Origin of the sequence: Sphingomonas sanxanigenens DSM 19645 = NX02 (genome assembly GCF_000512205.2) — a bacterium.
In the GTDB taxonomy this organism is placed as follows: Bacteria; Pseudomonadota; Alphaproteobacteria; order Sphingomonadales; family Sphingomonadaceae; genus Sphingomonas_D; species Sphingomonas_D sanxanigenens.
Map to the genome: position 1 here is coordinate 5,601,626 of NZ_CP006644.1, position 16,301 is coordinate 5,617,926.

The 16,301-nt window shown below is 68.2% G+C and carries 17 protein-coding genes and 1 tRNA gene; 2 read left to right on the forward strand and 16 right to left on the reverse strand.

Annotated features, from left to right (window positions below):
* Positions 1-15: 15 nt before the first annotated feature.
* The 8 genes from nikE to NX02_RS33165 all read right to left on the reverse strand — a co-directional run bounded on the left by nikE (position 16) and on the right by NX02_RS33165 (position 8,469).
* Positions 16-1,560, reverse strand: coding sequence for a nickel ABC transporter ATP-binding protein NikE (nikE, locus tag NX02_RS25715; protein WP_025295033.1), 1,545 nt, complete (start codon positions 1,558-1,560; stop codon positions 16-18).
* On the reverse strand, positions 1,557-2,339 hold the full coding sequence (locus NX02_RS25720; RefSeq protein WP_025295034.1) for an ABC transporter permease: 783 nt from the start codon (positions 2,337-2,339) through the stop codon (positions 1,557-1,559). The genes nikE and NX02_RS25720 overlap by 4 nt, the downstream gene beginning before the upstream one ends.
* Positions 2,340-3,260 carry an ABC transporter permease gene (locus NX02_RS25725; protein WP_025295035.1) on the reverse strand — a complete coding sequence of 307 codons (921 nt, stop codon included), beginning with the start codon at positions 3,258-3,260 and terminating at the stop codon, positions 2,340-2,342.
* Positions 3,261-3,408: 148 nt separating this feature from the next.
* Positions 3,409-3,828 (reverse strand): DUF3035 domain-containing protein, encoded by a 420-nt coding sequence (locus NX02_RS25730; RefSeq protein ID WP_025295036.1) that lies wholly within the window; start codon positions 3,826-3,828, stop codon positions 3,409-3,411.
* Positions 3,828-4,328 (reverse strand): signal peptidase II, encoded by a 501-nt coding sequence (gene lspA / locus NX02_RS25735; protein ID WP_025295037.1) that lies wholly within the window; start codon positions 4,326-4,328, stop codon positions 3,828-3,830. Before lspA ends, NX02_RS25730 begins: the two co-directional genes overlap by 1 nt.
* Positions 4,321-7,275 (reverse strand): isoleucine--tRNA ligase, encoded by a 2,955-nt coding sequence (gene ileS, locus NX02_RS25740; protein WP_025295038.1) that lies wholly within the window; start codon positions 7,273-7,275, stop codon positions 4,321-4,323. Before ileS ends, lspA begins: the two co-directional genes overlap by 8 nt.
* Before the next feature lie 52 nt (positions 7,276-7,327).
* Positions 7,328-8,266 (reverse strand): bifunctional riboflavin kinase/FAD synthetase, encoded by a 939-nt coding sequence (locus tag NX02_RS25745; RefSeq protein WP_025295039.1) that lies wholly within the window; start codon positions 8,264-8,266, stop codon positions 7,328-7,330.
* 56 nt (positions 8,267-8,322) lie between these two features.
* A complete protein-coding gene (locus NX02_RS33165) occupies positions 8,323-8,469 on the reverse strand; it encodes a hypothetical protein (protein WP_169787213.1) in 147 nt (48 codons plus the stop codon).
* A 104-nt stretch (positions 8,470-8,573) separates the two neighbouring features.
* Here NX02_RS33165 and NX02_RS25750 point away from each other — a divergent pair.
* Both NX02_RS25750 and NX02_RS33965 read left to right on the forward strand, forming a co-directional pair.
* Positions 8,574-8,648 (forward strand) — tRNA-Thr (locus NX02_RS25750).
* A 221-nt stretch (positions 8,649-8,869) separates the two neighbouring features.
* Positions 8,870-9,001 (forward strand): hypothetical protein, encoded by a 132-nt coding sequence (locus NX02_RS33965; RefSeq protein ID WP_281178260.1) that lies wholly within the window; start codon positions 8,870-8,872, stop codon positions 8,999-9,001.
* 44 nt (positions 9,002-9,045) lie between these two features.
* On the opposite strand, the gene NX02_RS25760 is transcribed toward NX02_RS33965, so the two are convergent.
* The 8 genes from NX02_RS25760 to NX02_RS25795 all read right to left on the reverse strand — a co-directional run bounded on the left by NX02_RS25760 (position 9,046) and on the right by NX02_RS25795 (position 16,228).
* Positions 9,046-10,272 carry an SAM-dependent methyltransferase gene (locus NX02_RS25760; protein ID WP_025295040.1) on the reverse strand — a complete coding sequence of 409 codons (1,227 nt, stop codon included), beginning with the start codon at positions 10,270-10,272 and terminating at the stop codon, positions 9,046-9,048.
* A 178-nt stretch (positions 10,273-10,450) separates the two neighbouring features.
* Positions 10,451-11,212, reverse strand: coding sequence for a molybdopterin-dependent oxidoreductase (locus NX02_RS25765; protein WP_039996843.1), 762 nt, complete (start codon positions 11,210-11,212; stop codon positions 10,451-10,453).
* On the reverse strand, positions 11,209-12,072 hold the full coding sequence (locus NX02_RS25770; RefSeq protein ID WP_025295042.1) for a cytochrome b/b6 domain-containing protein: 864 nt from the start codon (positions 12,070-12,072) through the stop codon (positions 11,209-11,211). The genes NX02_RS25765 and NX02_RS25770 overlap by 4 nt, the downstream gene beginning before the upstream one ends.
* 59 nt (positions 12,073-12,131) lie before the next feature.
* Positions 12,132-12,890 (reverse strand): sulfite exporter TauE/SafE family protein, encoded by a 759-nt coding sequence (locus NX02_RS25775; protein ID WP_025295043.1) that lies wholly within the window; start codon positions 12,888-12,890, stop codon positions 12,132-12,134.
* A 78-nt stretch (positions 12,891-12,968) separates the two neighbouring features.
* Positions 12,969-13,856: a hypothetical protein gene (locus NX02_RS25780; protein ID WP_025295044.1), complete on the reverse strand. Its 888-nt coding sequence runs from the start codon at positions 13,854-13,856 to the stop codon at positions 12,969-12,971.
* Complete coding sequence (rlmN, locus tag NX02_RS25785) at positions 13,853-15,037, reverse strand: dual-specificity RNA methyltransferase RlmN (protein WP_025295045.1); 1,185 nt, start codon at positions 15,035-15,037, stop codon at positions 13,853-13,855. Before rlmN ends, NX02_RS25780 begins: the two co-directional genes overlap by 4 nt.
* Positions 15,038-15,092: 55 nt before the next feature.
* Positions 15,093-15,593, reverse strand: a complete 501-nt coding sequence (locus NX02_RS25790; RefSeq protein ID WP_245648705.1) for a hypothetical protein — start codon at positions 15,591-15,593, stop codon at positions 15,093-15,095.
* A complete protein-coding gene (locus NX02_RS25795) occupies positions 15,590-16,228 on the reverse strand; it encodes a histidine phosphatase family protein (protein WP_211258256.1) in 639 nt (212 codons plus the stop codon). The genes NX02_RS25790 and NX02_RS25795 overlap by 4 nt, the downstream gene beginning before the upstream one ends.
* Positions 16,229-16,301: the final 73 nt, after the last annotated feature.

A 16,301-nucleotide genomic window follows, 5' to 3' on the forward strand; every position in this document is an offset into this window, starting at 1 on the left:
CGTAATATAGCCGCGTCAGCCGCTCGCCGCGACCAGCCGCTGCGTCGCCGGATGTTCGGGGGCGGTTACAACGCGCTCGGTTTCGCCCTGCTCGACGATGCGGCCCGCCTCCATCACCGCGATGCGGTGGCACAGCCGGCGCGCGACGGCGAGGTCGTGGGTGATGAACAGGATAGCGAGGTCGCGCTCGCGCTGCAGCCGTTCGAGCAGGTCGAGGACATGGCCGGCGACGAGCACATCGAGCGCCGAGGTCGCCTCGTCGAGCAGCAGCAGTTCGGGATCGCAGGCCAGTGCGCGGGCGATGGCGACGCGCTGCGCCTGTCCGCCGGAAAGCTCGGCGGGCTTGCGGTCGGCGAAGGCGGCCGGCAGCTCGACCTCGTCCAGCACCGATTTCACCCGGCCCGCACGGCCCCATGCGCCGAGATCGGGGCGCAGATGCTTCAGCGGCTCGGCGACGATCTCCGACACGCGCCAGTGCGGATCGAGGCTGGCGAGCGGATCCTGGAAGACGGGCTGGAGCAGCCGACGATGCACGGGCGTCATGCGCTTGCGATCCGGCAGCGGCTCGCCACGCCAGCGCACCGTGCCGCCCGCCATCGGCCCGATCCGGCCGATCGCGCGCGCGAGCGAGGATTTGCCCGACCCCGATCCGCCGACCAGGGCCACCGCCTCACCCTCGCCGATCGCCAGCGACGCATCGATCACCGCGGGCACCGCGCGCGGCCGCCAGCCTTCGCCGCGGTGCGAGACCGAGACATGCTCCGCCTCGATCAGGCAGGGACCGACCTCGGGCAGGTCGGGCGGGGGCATGTCGAGCCGCGGGACGGCCGCGACCAGCCGCGCGGTATAGTCTTCCGAGGGCGCGGCGATCAGCCGCGCGGCCGGGCCCGCTTCCACCATCCGCCCCTCGCGCAGCACCACCGCGCGGTCGGCATGGCCGGCCACGCTCGCCAGATCATGGCTGACGAGCAGCATCGCCATGCCCCGTTCGCGCTGCAGCCGGTCGAGCAGCGCCATCACTTCATGCCGCAGCACGGCGTCGAGCGCGCTGGTCGGCTCGTCCGCGACGAGCAGGGATGGGCCGTGCGCCACCGCCATCGCGATCGCCACGCGCTGGCGCTGGCCGCCGGAAAGCTGGTGCGGATAGCGGCGCAGCAAATGGGCGCCCAGGTCGACGCGGTCGAGCATCGCCGCCAGCGCGTTGCGGTCGGGGCGGGGCGCGCCCGCCTGCATCGCCGCCTCGGTCAGCAGCTGCGCGACGCGGAGGTGCGGGGTGAGCGCGGTCGCGGGCTGCTGGAAGACGAAGCCCGCGTGGCGCGCGCGCAGCGGCCGGATTTCGGCGTCGCTGCGCCCGACCAGTTCGGTGCCGCACAGCCGCGCGGACCCGCTCGGCGTGCCGGCGGAAAGGCCGAACGGGGTCAGGCAGCTCAAGGTCTTGCCGGATCCCGAGCCGCCGACGAGCGCGACGCACTCGCCCGCCTCGATCGCGAGGCTGACGCCCTCGACGAGCCTTCGCCCGGCGACGGCGACCTCCAGCCCGTCCAGCGCATAAACGGTCATGCGGTGAAGCGGTCGCGTACGCGCTCGCCCGCCAATGTCAGGCAGACGAGGATCGCGATCAGCACGCCGCCGGGCAGCGCCAGCGCGAAGGGGGCGATGTCCATGTCGTCGGCACCCTCCTTCACGAGGATGCCGAGCGAGGTCAGAGGCTCCTGCACGCCGAGGCCGAGGAAGGAGAGGAAGCTTTCCACCATCACCACCTGCGGCACGGTGAGCAGGAGATAGGCGATGGCGACGCCGGCGATGTTGGGGATGATGTGGCGCATGACGATGCCGGGGGCTCGCGCGCCCGCCGCCTCCGCCGCGGTCACGAACGGCCGGTGCTTCAGCGCCAGCACCTGCCCGCGCACGACGCGCGCCATCGTCAGCCACTCGACCACGCCGATGCCGAGGAAGACGAGCAGGATCGAGCGGCCGAACACCACCATCAGCAGGATGACGACGAACATGAAGGGCAGCGCGTAGAGCCCGTCGACGACCCGCATCATCGCCTCGTCGACGCGGCCGCCGACCCAGCCCGCGGTGGCACCCCAGGCGACACCGATGACCAGCGCGACCAGCGCGGCGGCGGCGGCGACCGCCAGGGTGATGCGCGTGCCGACCAGGGTGCGGGCGAGCAGATCGCGGCCGACGCTGTCGGTACCGAGCAGATGGCCGGGGCTGAACGGCGGCACGCGGATCGCATCCCAGTCGATCGCGTCATGGCTCCATGGCAAGAGCGGCGGCAGCAGCAGCGCGGTGGCGACGATCAGCAGCAGGATCGCGACCGGCCAGCGCATCTAGCCGCGCACCCGCGGATCGAGCCAGCCGTAGAGCAGGTCGGCGACGAGGTTGAAGAGGACGATCAGCCCCGCGTAGAGCAGCACCACACCCAGCACGAGCGGATAGTCGCGGTTGAGCGCGCCCTGCACGAAGTAGCGGCCGAGCCCCGGCAGCGCGAACACCGTCTCGATCACCACCGCGCCGGTCAGCAGCCCCGCCGCCGCGGGGCCGAGATAGCTTGCCACCGGCATCAGCGCCGGGCGCAGCGCGTGGCGGATCAGCAGCCGCGCAGGGGGCAGGCCGCGCGCGCGGGCGGCGAGGATATGGTCCCTGGTCAGCACCCCGGCGAGGCCGGCACGGGTCAGCTTGGCGATCGCGCCCGCCACCGGCAGCGCCAGCGCGATCACCGGCAGGATCAGGTTGGTCGGGCGCCCCTCGCCCCAGCCCGAGGCGGGGAGCCAGCCGGCCCACAATGCGAGCAGCAGCACGAGGATCGGCGCGACGACGAAGCTGGGCAGCGCGGTGAGGATGGTCGATCCCAGCATCAGCACCCGGTCGCGCCAGCCGTGCGGATCCGTCGCGGCGCCGATCCCGGCGGCCATGCCGAGCGCGAGCGCGAGGATCAGCGCCAGCGCGCCGAGCGTCAGCGAGACGGGCAGGCCTTGGGCGACCAGATCGGTGACGGCGAAGTCGCGATAGACCAGCGAGGGGCCGAAATCGCCATGTGCCAACCGGCCGAGATAGAGCAGGATCTGTTCGGGGAGCGGCTTGTCCAGCCCATAGGCGGCGTCGAGCGCGGCGCGGGTGGCGGCATCGAGCGGGCGTTCGCCATCGAACGGCCCGCCGGGGGCGAGGCGCATGAGGACGAAGGAGAGAATGACGACGCCGAGCAAGGTCGGAATCGCGGTCAGCAGGCGGCGGATGAGGAGGTCGAGCACCGCTTTACGCCCTCTCCCTCATGGGAACAGGGCGGGGAGAGGGGGGTAAAAAGAGATGCGCATGGCGCTCACTGCGCCTCTCCCTGCCGCGCTGTTCCCTGCCGCGCTGTGCGCGGCGTCCCTCTCCCCGGAGGGGAGAGGGTTAAGGTCATTGCGGCGTGGAAACGCGTGCGTCCTCGCCGTCGCCTTCAGGCGCGGCGATGATGTCGCGGGTGGTCGAGCCCTTGTTGACCGTGGTCGTCGCGGGATCGCCGGCTTCCGAACGGATGCCGGGCTCGGCGCGGGCGCCGCCGGCCTGGTTGATCGCGGCGGCCTCCGAAGCGCTGCGTTGCGCCGCACCACCGAACATGGCCTCCAGCGCCTGGGTGCTCGAATCCGCTTCCTGCGGGCGCGGGGCGCCGGGCTTGGGCGGGGTCAGCGCGAAATCGGGCGGGATCACCAGCGGCGCCTGCCGCTGCACCGCGAACTCGTCCGGCCGGGCGCGGTTGAGCCCGCCGCCGCCGCTGCCGCATGCCGAGAGCGCCAGCGCGATCAGCGTCGCACCTGCCGAAATAACCACCTTACGCATCAAATTTTCTCCGCCGGGGCCTGTTTATCACGCAGCAGCAGCGCCCGGAGCAACAGGATCAACACGCCTATCGTAATCGCCGCATCGGCGACATTGAAGACCAAAAAGGGACGCCACCCGCCGATGTGGAGGTCGGCGAAATCCACGACATGGCCCAGCCGCATGCGATCGATGATATTGCCGAGCGCGCCGCCGAGCACGAGACCGAGCGCGGTCACGTCGGAACGGTTGCGCTCCCGCCACATCCACACCGTCACGCCGATGCTGATCGCCGCGGTCAGCGCCACCAGCGCCCAGCGCGAAACCTCGCTGTCGGCGCGCAGGAAGCCCATCGAGACACCGTAATTCTCCACCCACGTCAGGCTGAAGAAGGGCAGCAGTTCGATCGATCCCATCTGCTCCAGCTTGAGCGGGTGGGTGACGAGCCATTTGACGAACTGGTCGATCAGCAGCACCAGCGCCGCGATCGAAAGGCCGAATTGACGCATCGCGTTACGCATCGACCACCTCGGCGCAGCGGTCGCACAGCGCGCCGTCTTCCTTCACCTCGGGCAGATGACGCCAGCAGCGGCCGCATTTCTCATGCCCCGTGCGCGATACGGCGAGCGCGTCGCCCGCAGTCACGGTCGAGCTGATGAACACCTCTTCGAGCAGGACATGGTCGAGCGGCATTTCGGGCACCGTCACCGCGGCTTCGAGGCTCGACCGGATGGTCTTCTCGCGCCGGAACGGCTCGATCGCCTCGGTCACCTGCTCGCGCAACCCGCGCACACCTTGCCACTTCGTCGCCAGCGCCTCGTCGCGCCAGCCGGCGTCGACCTCGGGCCATTCGAGGAAATGGACCGAGCCATCCTCGCTCGGGAAGCGGCTCTGCCACACTTCCTCGGCGGTGAAGCAGAGGATCGGCGCGGCATAGCGGACGAGCGCGTGGAACAGCGTGTCGAGCACGGTGCGATAGGCGCGGCGCTTGGCCGAGCCCGGCGCATCGCAATAGAGGCTGTCCTTGCGGATATCGAAGAAGAAGGCCGAAAGGTCGTTGTTGGCGAAGTCGGTCAGCGCGCGCGCGTAGCGGTTGAACTCGAACGCGTCGGTCGCTGCGCGCAGTTCCGCATCCAGCCCGGCCAGAAGATGGAGCATGTAGCGCTCCAGCTCGGGCATTTCCGTCACTGGGACCCGTTCAGCGTCATCGAAGCCTTCGAGCGCGCCGAGCATGTAGCGGAAGGTGTTGCGCAGCTTGCGATACGCGTCCGACGTGCCCGCGAGGATCTCCTTGCCGATGCGGACGTCCTCGAAATAATCGACCGAGGCGACCCACAGCCGCAGGATGTCGGCACCGCTTTCGCGAATGATGTCGAGCGGATCGACGACATTCTTGATGCTCTTGGACATCTTGCGGCCATTGCCGTCGAGCGCGAAGCCGTGCGTCAGCACCGCGTCATAGGGCGCGCGGCCGCGGGTGCCGCTGCTCTCCAGCAGCGAGGACTGGAACCAGCCGCGATGCTGGTCCGAACCCTCCAGATAGAGATCGGCGCGGACGCCCTCGCCATAGCGCGCCTCGATCACGAAGGCGTGGGTCGAGCCGCTGTCGAACCAGACGTCGAGGATGTCGTTGACCACCTCATAGTCGGCGAGCGCATGGTCGGGCCCGAGGATCGCCTGATGGTCGGCGGCGAACCAGGCGTCGGCGCCGCCGTCCTGGAAGGCGGCGACGATGCGGGCGTTGACCGCGGGATCGCGCAGATAGTCGCCGGACTGGCGGTGGACGTAGAGCGCGATCGGCACGCCCCACGCGCGCTGGCGGCTGATCACCCAGTCGGGGCGGCCCTCGACCATCGCGTGGATGCGGTTGCGGGCTTTCTCGGGGACCCAGCGGGTGCGCTCGATCGCGTCGAGCGCGGTTTCGCGGAGGGTGGCGCCGTTGGAAGAAGCAGCGGGGGCAGAGCTTGTCTCGGATTCCGCCCACGGCGCGCTCTGCGCGCCGACCTCCGCGCTGCGGCCTGCCCCCGGCAGGCCGCTGTTCGCGCTTCGGTCCATCGGGATGAACCATTGCGGCGTGCAGCGGAAGATGATCTTCGCCTTCGAGCGCCAGCTGTGCGGATAGCTGTGCAGGAAGTCGTCGGAGGCGGCGAGGAGCGCGCCGGCTTCGCGCAGGCCGGTGCAGATCGGGCCGTTACTGGCGACGAACTTCTTGTTGATCACCGAACCCTGGCCGCCGAGCCACGCCCAGTCCTCGCGATACATGCCGTCGGCGGTGACCGCGAACACCGGGTCGAGGCCATTCGCCTTGCACAGCAGGAAATCGTCCTCGCCATGGTCGGGCGCCATGTGGACGAGGCCGGTACCGGCATCGGTGGTGACGAAGTCGCCAGCGAGGAAGGGGCGGAGGCGCTTGGAGAAGAAGCCGCCTTTCTCATGCATCGGGTGACGCGCGTAGGCACCGGCGAGCTTCTCTGACCTGATCTGGTCCATCTCGGTCGGAACTAACTTACCCGGCAGGTCTATGCCGTCTGCCGCGAGTTCCGCGCGAACGGCGCGAGAAACGCGATCCGCGAAGGCCTCGGCCAACTGCGGAGCCAAGAGCCATTTTTGATCACGAAGTCGATTCAACGCGGGATGGTCAGGCCAATCGAAGCCTCCATCCAGAAAATCGTTGAACCTAATCAGGACATAGTCGATCGACTCCCCATAGGCCAAAGCCTGGTTGACCGGGATCGTCCACGGCGTCGTCGTCCAGATCACCGCATGCGCGCCGACCAGTTCGGGCGCGTTCGGCGCCTCGACGATCTCGAACGCGACGTCGATCTGCGTCGAGACGATATCCTCATACTCGACCTCGGCCTCGGCGAGCGCGGTCTTCTCCACCGGGGACCACATCACCGGCTTGGCGCCGCGATAGAGCTGGCCGCTCCCCGCAAACTTCAGCAGTTCGTTGACGATCGCGGCCTCGGCCTCGAACTTCATCGTCAGGTACGGGTCTTCCCAGTCGCCCATCACCCCCAACCGCTTGAACTGGTCGCGCTGGATCGCCACCCAGCGCTCGGCATAGGCGCGGCACTGGGCGCGGAACTCGGCCGGGGGAACCTCGTCCTTGTTCAGCTTCTTCTTGCGATATTCCTCCTCGATCTTCCATTCGATCGGAAGGCCGTGGCAGTCCCAGCCGGGCACATAGGGCGCGTCCTTGCCGAGCAGGCTCTGGCTGCGGACGATGATGTCCTTCAGCACCTTGTTCATCGCATGGCCCATATGAATGTCGCCATTGGCGTAGGGCGGGCCATCGTGGAGGATGAAGCGGGTGCGGCCGGCGCGCGTCTCGCGCAGCCGGTCGTAAATCCCGATCCGCGCCCAGCGATCGAGAATCTGCGGCTCCTTCCCCGCGAGGCCCGCTTTCATCGGAAAGTCGGTCTTGGGGAGGAACACGGTGTCGCGATAGTCGGGAGCGTCGGTCATAAGGCGATGGGCCTTAGAGGCTGGAAGGCGCGGCGGCAATATTTCCGCGGAATCAGACTTCCAGAGGCTGGGCGAGCAGGCGGCGGGCCTCGTCGCAATCGCGCGCGATCTGCGCGGTCATCGCGTCGATCGTGTCGTATTTGGCCTCGGGGCGGATGAAATGGTGGAACTCCACCTCGATCATCTGGTCGTAGAGATCGCCCGAGAAGCCGAAGAAATGGGGTTCGAGCAGTTCCTTGGGCGGATTGAAGGTGGGGCGGATGCCCATGTTCGCGGCGCCGTCGAACATCCGCCCGTCGGGCAGGCGACCGCGAATCGCATAGATGCCGTAGCGCGGGCGCAGATAATTGTTGAGCGCGAGGTTGGCGGTGGGGAAGCCGATCGTGCGGCCGAGCTTGTCGCCATGCAGCACGCGCCCCTCGATCGAGAAGGGGCGGGTCAGCAGCCGCGCCGCGGTCACGCAGTCGCCATCCTTCAGCGCGTCGCGAATCCGGCTGGAGGAGACGACTTCGCCATCCAGCGTCACCGCCGGCACCGCCTCGGCGGTGATGCCGTGGGCGGCGGCGAGGTCGGCGAGCACCGCCACGGTGCCGCTCTTGCCGCGGCCGAAGGTGAAATCCTCGCCGGTCACGACGCCCGAGGCGCCCGCCAGTTCGGCGAGGCGCTGGGAGACGAACTCCTCGGCGGTCAGGCTTGCCAGCGCGGCATCGAATCGGAACACCAGCATCGCGTCCGCGCCGGCTTCGGCGAAGAGCCGCTCGCGCTGGGCGAGCGTCGTCAGCCGGAAGGGTCTCGCGTCGGGCTGGAAATAGCGCACCGGGTGCGGATCGAAGGTGGCGACCAGCACCGGCCGCCCCTCGGCGCGACCACGCGCGACCGCGCGGCCGACCACGGACTGGTGGCCGGCATGGAATCCGTCAAAGTTTCCGAGCGCGACGATGCCGCCGCGAAGTCGCGCCGGGACCGCCGAGCCGCCGTCCAGCCGCTCCATGCGCCGCGCTATAGAGAGCGGTTCCACGCTTGCCAATCGCTGCCGATTCGGATCGGTCAATCGCGGCGATCGAACGATGATTCGCCATCGCCCGGCTGCCGCGCCGGCGAATCGTCACCGCGCGCCTGCGCCTTGCGCCGCCGCAGATTGTCTCTGAGCGCCTGCGCAAGCCTTGCCTGCCGCTCTTCTTCCGCCTTCGTCATGGGGGTTCGATTAGCCTCAGCGACATTCCCGTCGCAAGCCGCCTTGACCTGCGTCGCAGCATTCGCCATAGGGCCCGCCTCTGTCGCGGCCAATGCCCGACAGTGCTGCCGTAGCTCAGTGGTAGAGCGCATCCTTGGTAAGGCTGAGGTCGTGAGTTCAATCCTCACCGGCAGCACCATTTCTTCTCCGCACCGTGAAACGAAATACCCCCCAGGGGGGCAAAAACGGCGTTAGCCGCGACGATCCGGCAAGCGGGTGGCTGGTAAGGATCTTCGCCGGCTGGGGCGGGCAGAGGGGCATCGTCCGCATCGTCTTCACCACCAGGCGCGGCCTGCCGCCTGCGGTTCGCACCTTCATCGATCCTCCCGCCGCAACCATCGCGTCGTTCACGCCGGCGGCATGATCGGGCTCGACCGGGCGTGGCGCGGCGCGAATCGCCGCAGGCCCGGCGTGCGGGCGCTGCCGTGGAAGACGTTCGGCCGGATCCGGCGCGCCGATCGGTTCGACGCCAAGCGGATCGCGGCCGCGTGATCGACCTTCTCCCTCCGTCCCTTCGGGGGGAAGGGGCATTCCCGTCACCGCGCCAGCAGCGTTTCCGTCGCCCCGATATAATCCCGGGTGATCGGCAGCGCGCGGCGGTTGCGGACGAACTGGTACTGGTGGTTGCCCATGCCGCCGCTTTCGAACGCGGCGATGGCGCCCGCCAGATAGAAGGTCCACATGCGGAAGAAGCGTGCGTCGTAGAGCGCCTCGATCTTCTCGCGATTGGCGACGGTGCGCTGGTACCAGTGGCGGATCGTCATCGCGTAATGCAGCCGCAGCGTTTCCATGTCGCTCAGCAGCAGCCTGCATTGCTCGCTCGCCGCGACGACCTCGCTCACCGCCGGGATATAGCCGCCCGGGAAGATATATTTGCGGGTGAAGGCGTCGGTGGTGCCGGGCGTTCCGAAGCGGCCGATCGTATGCATCAGCAACACGCCGTCTTCGGTCAGCAGGTCGTGGCATTTGCGGAAATAGTCGCGATAGTGCGGCGGGCCGACATGCTCGAACATGCCGACCGAGACGATGCGGTCGAAGCGGCCCTGGACGTCGCGATAGTCGATCAGCTCGAACTTCACCCGATCCGACACGCCGGCGGCCTCGGCACGGGCGCGGGCGACCTTGAGCTGTTCCTCGGACAAGGTGATGCCCAGCACGTCGACGTCGGCGGCGCGGTTGAGATACAGCGCCATGCCGCCCCAGCCGCAGCCGATGTCGAGAACGCGCTGGCCGGGCTTCAGGTGGAGCTTGGCGGCGATATGCGCCTTCTTGTCGGCCTGCGCCTGTTCCAGGCTGTTGTCCGGATGGGTGAAATAGGCGCAGCTGTACTGGCGGTCGGCGTCGAGGAAGAGCGCGTAGAGATCGTCCGAAAGGTCGTAATGATGCGCCACGTTGCGCTTAGATTGCGCCGCCCAGTTGAACCGCGAGACACGCTCGGCGGCGCTGGAGGCGGCGCGGCGCAGCGGGTTCTTGATCTCGAGATTGCCGCCCTTCTCCCACGGGCCGTTGGCGCGGATCAGGCTGATCAGGTCGAGGATGTCGCCGTCCTCGATCAGCAGCCGGCCGTCCATGAAGGCTTCGGCGGCACCGAGCCGGGGGTGGCTGACGACATAGTTCGCCGCCCCCGCGTCGGCGAAGCGGATCGCCACATGAGGAAAACCTTCGGCGGGGGTGCCATAATGCACCGTGCGGCCGTCATGATGCGTCATCGTCAGCGTGCCCTGCTTGACGATGCGCTGGAGGAATGTGTCGATGAGCGCCATGGGAGGCTTCTAGAACAAGCCGTTACCGCTCCGGAACCTTCTTTTTCGTTCAGACCCGATGCAATCGTCGCATGCGCCCACACCGGGCCGCTCGGTCTGCGACCGATCGGGAGAGGGCGCTCAGGTGCCACGCGGGCTAAACCGGAATGCGACGCGTCGAACGCATCGCATTCCGGTATCAGATGCCGGCATACCATTCATATCGGGAGACATCTTCCCAATAGCCGCCCTTGCCGCCGCCGATCCCGTCGAGGCTCGCGACCGCTTCCACCGCCATCAGATATTTGGCGTGCTTGTAGCCCAGCATCCGCTCGACGCGCAGCCGCAGCGGTGCGCCGTTGGGAACCGGCAGCGCACGGTCGTTGAGCGCCCAGGCGAGGATCGTCTGCGGATGGAACGCGTCGATCAGGTCGATCGATTCATAATAGGCGGTGCCCCGCGATTCGTCCGCGCAGCGGAAAACGATGTAGCGTGCGCCGTCGCGCAGCCCGGCAAGGTCGAGCAGCAGCTTCAATGGCACGCCGCTCCACTTCGCGATCGCGCTCCAGCCCTCGACGCAGTCGTGCCGCGTGATCTGGTGGCGCGTCGGCATCGAGCGGAGCTGCGCCAGCGACAGGCTGAGCGGCCTGGCGACCAAGCCCGTCACCTGCAGCCGCCAGTCGGCGAAATTGCCGGCCATTAGCGCCTGATACGCCGGCGAGGCCGGCATGCGGTTGCCGTTGGAGCGGAAGATCGGGGAACGCTGGTCGGCGCTGAACTCTTTCGCCAGCGCGCCGCGGTTGGAGATCAGCCGCTGCAGCCCCTGATTGGCGCGCTCGCCGGATTGCAGCACCGACTGGAAGGTCGGGCTCTCGTTGAACGCGTCGCAGCCGATGACGAGTCCGCCGGCGCCGGCAACGAGGCCGGTCATCAATGTCCGGCGGGTGACGATGCTGCTCATCGGCCTTTCTCCTGCGGCACGCGGAACCAGCCGGTGATCATCGATCGCACCTCGTTGATCGGTCCGGCCAGCAGCACCAGCACGAGGTGGACGACGATGAACGCGGCGATCAGCGTCGCGGCGATGAAGTGCAGCGACCGCGCCGATTGCCGCCCGCCGAACAGATCGACCAGCCAGCCCCACGCCGCGTTCATGGCAGGCGACATGGTGAGGCCGGTGAGAATCAGCAGCGGGATCAGCCCGAAGATGACGAGGCTGTAGGCGATCTTCTGGATCGGGTTGTAGCGCAACGCCGCCTCTCCCTTCGGGAAGCGCAGCCGGGCGTGATCCTTGATGTCCTGCCACAGGTGGCGCGGCGCCACCTCGGCGCGGCTGAGCGCGATGTCGCGCTGGAAGTGGCGGTTGACGAGACTCGCGATCATGTAGGCGAGCAGGCCGAAGCCGAGCACCAGCGCAAAGAACAGATGCCAGTGGCGGGCATCGGCCAGGCTGTAATGGCTGGGGATCGTCGCCCAGTGCGGGAAGGCGCGGTTGACGGGGGTGCCGTCGGGGCCGGTCCACCGGCCGAGCCAGCCGGTGGTGTCGATCATCGTCTCGCCGATGCGCAACATGCCGCGTTCGCCGACCGCGCCGATCTGCAGCCAGGCATGGTCGAAATTGGCGCCATAGTCGCCCCAGTAGAGCCGCGGATGCGCGTTGAAGATCATCAGCCCGCTCATCAGCATCACGATGATCGTGACCGCGTTCAGCCAGTGCCACAGCCGCGTCGCGAGGCGATGGCGGTAGGCCTTGACCGGAACCGCAGGGGCGGGCGGTGGCGCGGCAACGGGTGCTTCGGTATCGGCGGCGATGGTGATCATAGGGCGTCCTTCCCCCGATATACGCAGTCTCACCGGCTAAGGTTACAGCGTAAAGCGTTTCAGGCGTAGGCGCGCCAGAAGAAGATGATCGTCATCGCCGCCGTCACCCCCAACGTGACGTAGCGGATCACCGGTGCCGGCAGCACCCGCGCCAGCCGCGCGCCGACATAGCCGCCGACCACCGAGCCGACCAGCATCGGCGCCGCGAGCCCCCAGGCGACCATGCCCGCGGCGATGAAGATGATCGCTGCGGCGGCGTTGGCGACCGCCAGCATCAGGGTGCGGTGCGCGCCGAGCAGATGCGGCTCGGCGCGCGCGAGCAGCCCCCAGGCGGCGACCATCATCAGCCCCACGCCACCACCGAAATAGCCGCCATAGATGCCCAGCAGGCACTGGACGACGAGCAAGGTCTTGATGCCGATCGTAAGATGATGGTGCAGCGCGTTCGACGCGGTGCGCCCGAACGCCAGCGCAAGCGTGGCGAGCAGCAGCAGCCACGGCACGACGATGTCGAACGTCCGCGCCGGCGTCGCCACCAGCAACAGGCTGCCGACGATGCCGCCGATGAAGGTGATCGCGGTGAGCGTGCGGACGCTGGCGCCGCCCAGCGGCCCCAGATCCTTGCGATAGGCCCAGGCGGCGGAAATCGCGCCCGGCTGCAGCGAGACATTGCTCGTCGCATTGGCGATGGGGGAAGGCAGGCCGAGCGCGATCAGCGTCGGCATCGTCGCGAAGGTGCCGCCCCCCGCCAGCGCGTTCATCGCGCCGCCGGCGGTGCCGGCCAACGCCGCGAAAATCGCGACCGCCGGATCGATCATTGGCGGCTGAGCGGGCGAAGCGGCATGGTGCCGGGCGCTATAGGACGTTGGTGTCGCCCGCGCCATCGCCGGATCGAATCAGCCGAACGGCAGCAGATGGCGATAAGGAAACCCGTTTTCACGCCAATGCGCGACGTAGCAATGCGGCGCTTCCAGCGTGACGCTGAACTGCAGTTGCGGTCTCGCGGCGTGCAGAGCCCGGTACTGCGCTTCGGTCAGGTGCGCGTTGCGCAGGCGCATCCCCGACAACTGGCGGGTGATGGGCGCCGCGAACAGACGCTCATAATCGGCGAACGGCGTCGAAGACCATTCCGCGGGCTGTTGCTCGTCCATCATGAACGGCGCGAGCGAATCCGTGAAATCGACAAACCGCAGGGATGGCAGCGTCGCATCGGCGAGGTGGTGGATGAAACCGCGGGTGCGGTGATCGCCCCCGGTACGGATTGCACGAAGATCGGGCAGGGGCAGCCGGAAGAAATCCGGTTCGGGCGCCTGCGGCAACTCCATTTGGCGCAGCGCCGGCATCAAGGCGAGAAGAGGAGGCAACTGATCGTCGGCGATCATGCTCTGATTATGGTCGCCGGGGTCGGTCAGTCCGATGCGGAAATCGACGAGCCGCGGAAAGCCCGGCGCGGCGGCGATCAGGCTCGCGAAGTCCCACGCCTTCAGGCCGTTCGCGCCGATGTCCGGGCCGCTGAGGTCGAGAAGGAGGATATGGTCGGCCACACTTTGCCGGCTCAGCACATCCTGCAGGATCGGCCAGCTTTCGTGCGGGTCGCCGCGAAAGCTTACCGCCAGCCCGCCACCCATGTCCGAAACACCGATGCGTGCGCCGGCATAATCCGGTTCGACCAGACGCACTGGCGGGTGTCCGGCTTCTGCCGGCCATGACTGGTCGGATCCGGCATTCAAGTCGGCCTGCGCCGCGACGAGCGCGGCGATGGCATCGTCGAGCCCGCGGCTCACCCCAGCGCCGCCTGCTTCTCTTCCGCCAGCCGGTCCAGTTCCGCCCGGCTCTTCCGCTCCGCATTGGTCTTGAGCTGCCCGCAGGCCGCATCGATGTCGCGCCCGCGCGGGGTGCGGACCGGGGCGGAGATGCCCGCCTCGAACACGATGTTGGAGAAGGCCTTCACCCGCTCCGGCGTCGAGGTGTCGTAATCGGCGCCCGGCCATGGGTTGAACGGGATCAGGTTGACCTTCGCCGGCAGCTTGTAGTGGCGCAGCAGGCGGACGAGTTCGTGCGCGTCCTCGTCGCTGTCGTTCTTGTCCTTCAGCATCACATATTCGAAGGTGATGCGGCGCGCATTGTTGACGCCGGGATAGTCGGCGCAGGCCTGCAGCAGTTCCTCGATGCCGTATTTCCGGTTGAGCGGCACGATCTCGTCGCGGACCTCCTTGGTCACCGCGTGCAGCGAGACTGCGAGATTGACGCCGATCTCCTCGCCGGCGCGCGCCATCATCGGCACGACGCCGCTGGTCGACAAGGTGATGCGCCGCTTGGAGAGGGCGAGGCCGTCGCCATCCATCACCAGCTTCAGCGCGTCGCGGACGTTCTCGAAATTATAGAGCGGCTCGCCCATGCCCATCATGACGATGTTGGTGAGCATGCGGCCCTCTGGCTGGCTCGGCCATTCGCCAAGCGAATCGCGCGCCAGCATGACCTGGCCGACGATCTCGGCGCTGGTCAGGTTGCGCACCAGCCGCATCGTGCCGGTGTGGCAGAAGCGGCAGTTGAGCGTGCAGCCGACCTGGCTGGACACGCACAGCGTGCCCCGATCGGCATCGGGGATGAACACCATCTCATAATCCTGGCCGTCATCCCCGCGCAGCAGCCATTTGCGGGTGCCGTCTGTGGAGACCTGCGCCTCCACCACCTGCGGGCGGCCGACGACGAAGCGCTGTTCCAGCCAGTGGCGCATGTCCTTGGCGATGTCGGTCATCAGCTGGAAGTCGGTGGCGCCGCGATTGTAGATCCAGTGCCAGAGTTGCTTGGCGCGCAGCTTGGCCTGTTTCGGATCGAGCTGATAGGATTCGAGCACCGCGCGAAGCTGGTCGCGCGTCATCCCGATCAGGTCGATGCGGCCATCGGCGCGGGGAATCGCGGCGCGGGGCACGGGAACGGGGTCGATATGGCCGGGGATCTGCATCGCGCGCACATAGTCGCAAACCCGTCATTTTTCCAGCATCGGCGGGACGGATCGTTCAAAGGCGGCGGGCGCAGCCCAATGTCGCCGCGTCGATTGCGGTGGCGGCGCCGCGCAACGGATAGATGTCGGTGAAGCGCCGGCCCGTCGCACCGGTCGCCGTCACGCGCATCTCCGGGGCGTTGCGGATCGCCTTGACGATCGCCGCATCGGCTTGCGCATCGCGCGCCCAGGCGTCGGCACCGCCGCCGCCGAGCGCGAAACGCTGGCCGCCCACGACCAGTTCGATCGGCCGGCCGGGGGCTGCGGCGCGGCTCAAGCGGATGTGAAGCTGGCCGCGAATCCTGCGGCCGGGCCAGGTCGCGACGCTTGCGAACGGCCGCCAGCCGCGCGATCGGCCGCCGCCATCGGGTTCGGCGATCGCGAAGCAGCCGGGCGGACGCGTCTCCCGGAATGCGCCCCATCCGCCGAACACCCCCAGCGAATCGCGGCCCGACGCGGGCGCCGCCGCGACCAGCGCCGCCACCACGGCGACCAGGCGCACCGTCCGCGCGGTCACGATGCGGGCGCGGTACCGTCGCCGCGGTGGATGCAGGTCTCGATGCCGTCCTCGATCAGCGCGATCGAGCCCTGCGGCAGCGCGTCGAGCACCGGCGCGCGATGCTCGGCACGCGCAGGCGCACCGGTCAGCAGCCCGCGCAGCACGCGGCTGGACGTGCCGTGCATGAGGACCAGCTTGTCGCCGGGCGTCTGGCCATGGTCGGCGATCCACCCCTCCAGCCGGCGGGCGATATCGTCATACCATTCGCCATCGTCGGCACGGCGCAGGAACAGGCCGGTGACTGGATCGAGCAGCGGCCCGCCTTCCTGATGTAACTCGTCATAGCCCCGCCCCGTCCAGCTCCCGACGTCGATCTCGCGCAGCCGTTCGTCGGTGCGGGCGCCGTGCCAGTCGAGGCCGAGATGCTCGACGATGACGGCCAGCGTCTGGAGCGCACGGCCGGTGGGGGAGGACCAGAGCGTCAGCGCCGGCTTCGGCCCCAGTCGCGCACGCAACGCCGCCCCCATTGCGTCGGCCTGCGCGAATCCGGTGCGCGTCAACGGCGTATGGGGAATGTCACCCTGCAAACGACGCGTCGAATTGAAGACCGTCTCGCCATGTCGCGCAATGTAAAGGCGGCCTGCAGAACCCATCGAACGCTCCGTCGAAACGCTGTTGCTGCTATGCAACAGTTTGAAACCGTTGTCTCCCGTTCATGCAACGGAC

Excerpts from the sequence above, each read along its gene's own strand:
- NX02_RS33165 (WP_169787213.1), bottom strand. The coding sequence starts at position 8,469 with ATGACGAAGGCGGAAGAAGAGCGGCAGGCAAGGCTTGCGCAGGCGCTC.
- NX02_RS25745 (WP_025295039.1), bottom strand. The coding sequence starts at position 8,266 with ATGGAGCGGCTGGACGGCGGCTCGGCGGTCCCGGCGCGACTTCGCGGC.
- NX02_RS33965 (WP_281178260.1), top strand. The coding sequence starts at position 8,870 with ATGATCGGGCTCGACCGGGCGTGGCGCGGCGCGAATCGCCGCAGGCCC.
- NX02_RS25730 (WP_025295036.1), bottom strand. The coding sequence starts at position 3,828 with ATGCGTAAGGTGGTTATTTCGGCAGGTGCGACGCTGATCGCGCTGGCG.
- NX02_RS25795 (WP_211258256.1), bottom strand. The coding sequence starts at position 16,228 with ATGGGTTCTGCAGGCCGCCTTTACATTGCGCGACATGGCGAGACGGTC.
- rlmN (WP_025295045.1), bottom strand. The coding sequence starts at position 15,037 with ATGCAGATCCCCGGCCATATCGACCCCGTTCCCGTGCCCCGCGCCGCG.
- lspA (WP_025295037.1), bottom strand. The coding sequence starts at position 4,328 with ATGCGTAACGCGATGCGTCAATTCGGCCTTTCGATCGCGGCGCTGGTG.
- NX02_RS25720 (WP_025295034.1), bottom strand. The coding sequence starts at position 2,339 with ATGCGCTGGCCGGTCGCGATCCTGCTGCTGATCGTCGCCACCGCGCTG.
- NX02_RS25760 (WP_025295040.1), bottom strand. The coding sequence starts at position 10,272 with ATGGCGCTCATCGACACATTCCTCCAGCGCATCGTCAAGCAGGGCACG.
- NX02_RS25770 (WP_025295042.1), bottom strand. The coding sequence starts at position 12,072 with ATGATCACCATCGCCGCCGATACCGAAGCACCCGTTGCCGCGCCACCG.
- NX02_RS25765 (WP_039996843.1), bottom strand. The coding sequence starts at position 11,212 with ATGAGCAGCATCGTCACCCGCCGGACATTGATGACCGGCCTCGTTGCC.
- nikE (WP_025295033.1), bottom strand. The coding sequence starts at position 1,560 with ATGACCGTTTATGCGCTGGACGGGCTGGAGGTCGCCGTCGCCGGGCGA.
- NX02_RS25775 (WP_025295043.1), bottom strand. The coding sequence starts at position 12,890 with ATGATCGATCCGGCGGTCGCGATTTTCGCGGCGTTGGCCGGCACCGCC.
- ileS (WP_025295038.1), bottom strand. The coding sequence starts at position 7,275 with ATGACCGACGCTCCCGACTATCGCGACACCGTGTTCCTCCCCAAGACC.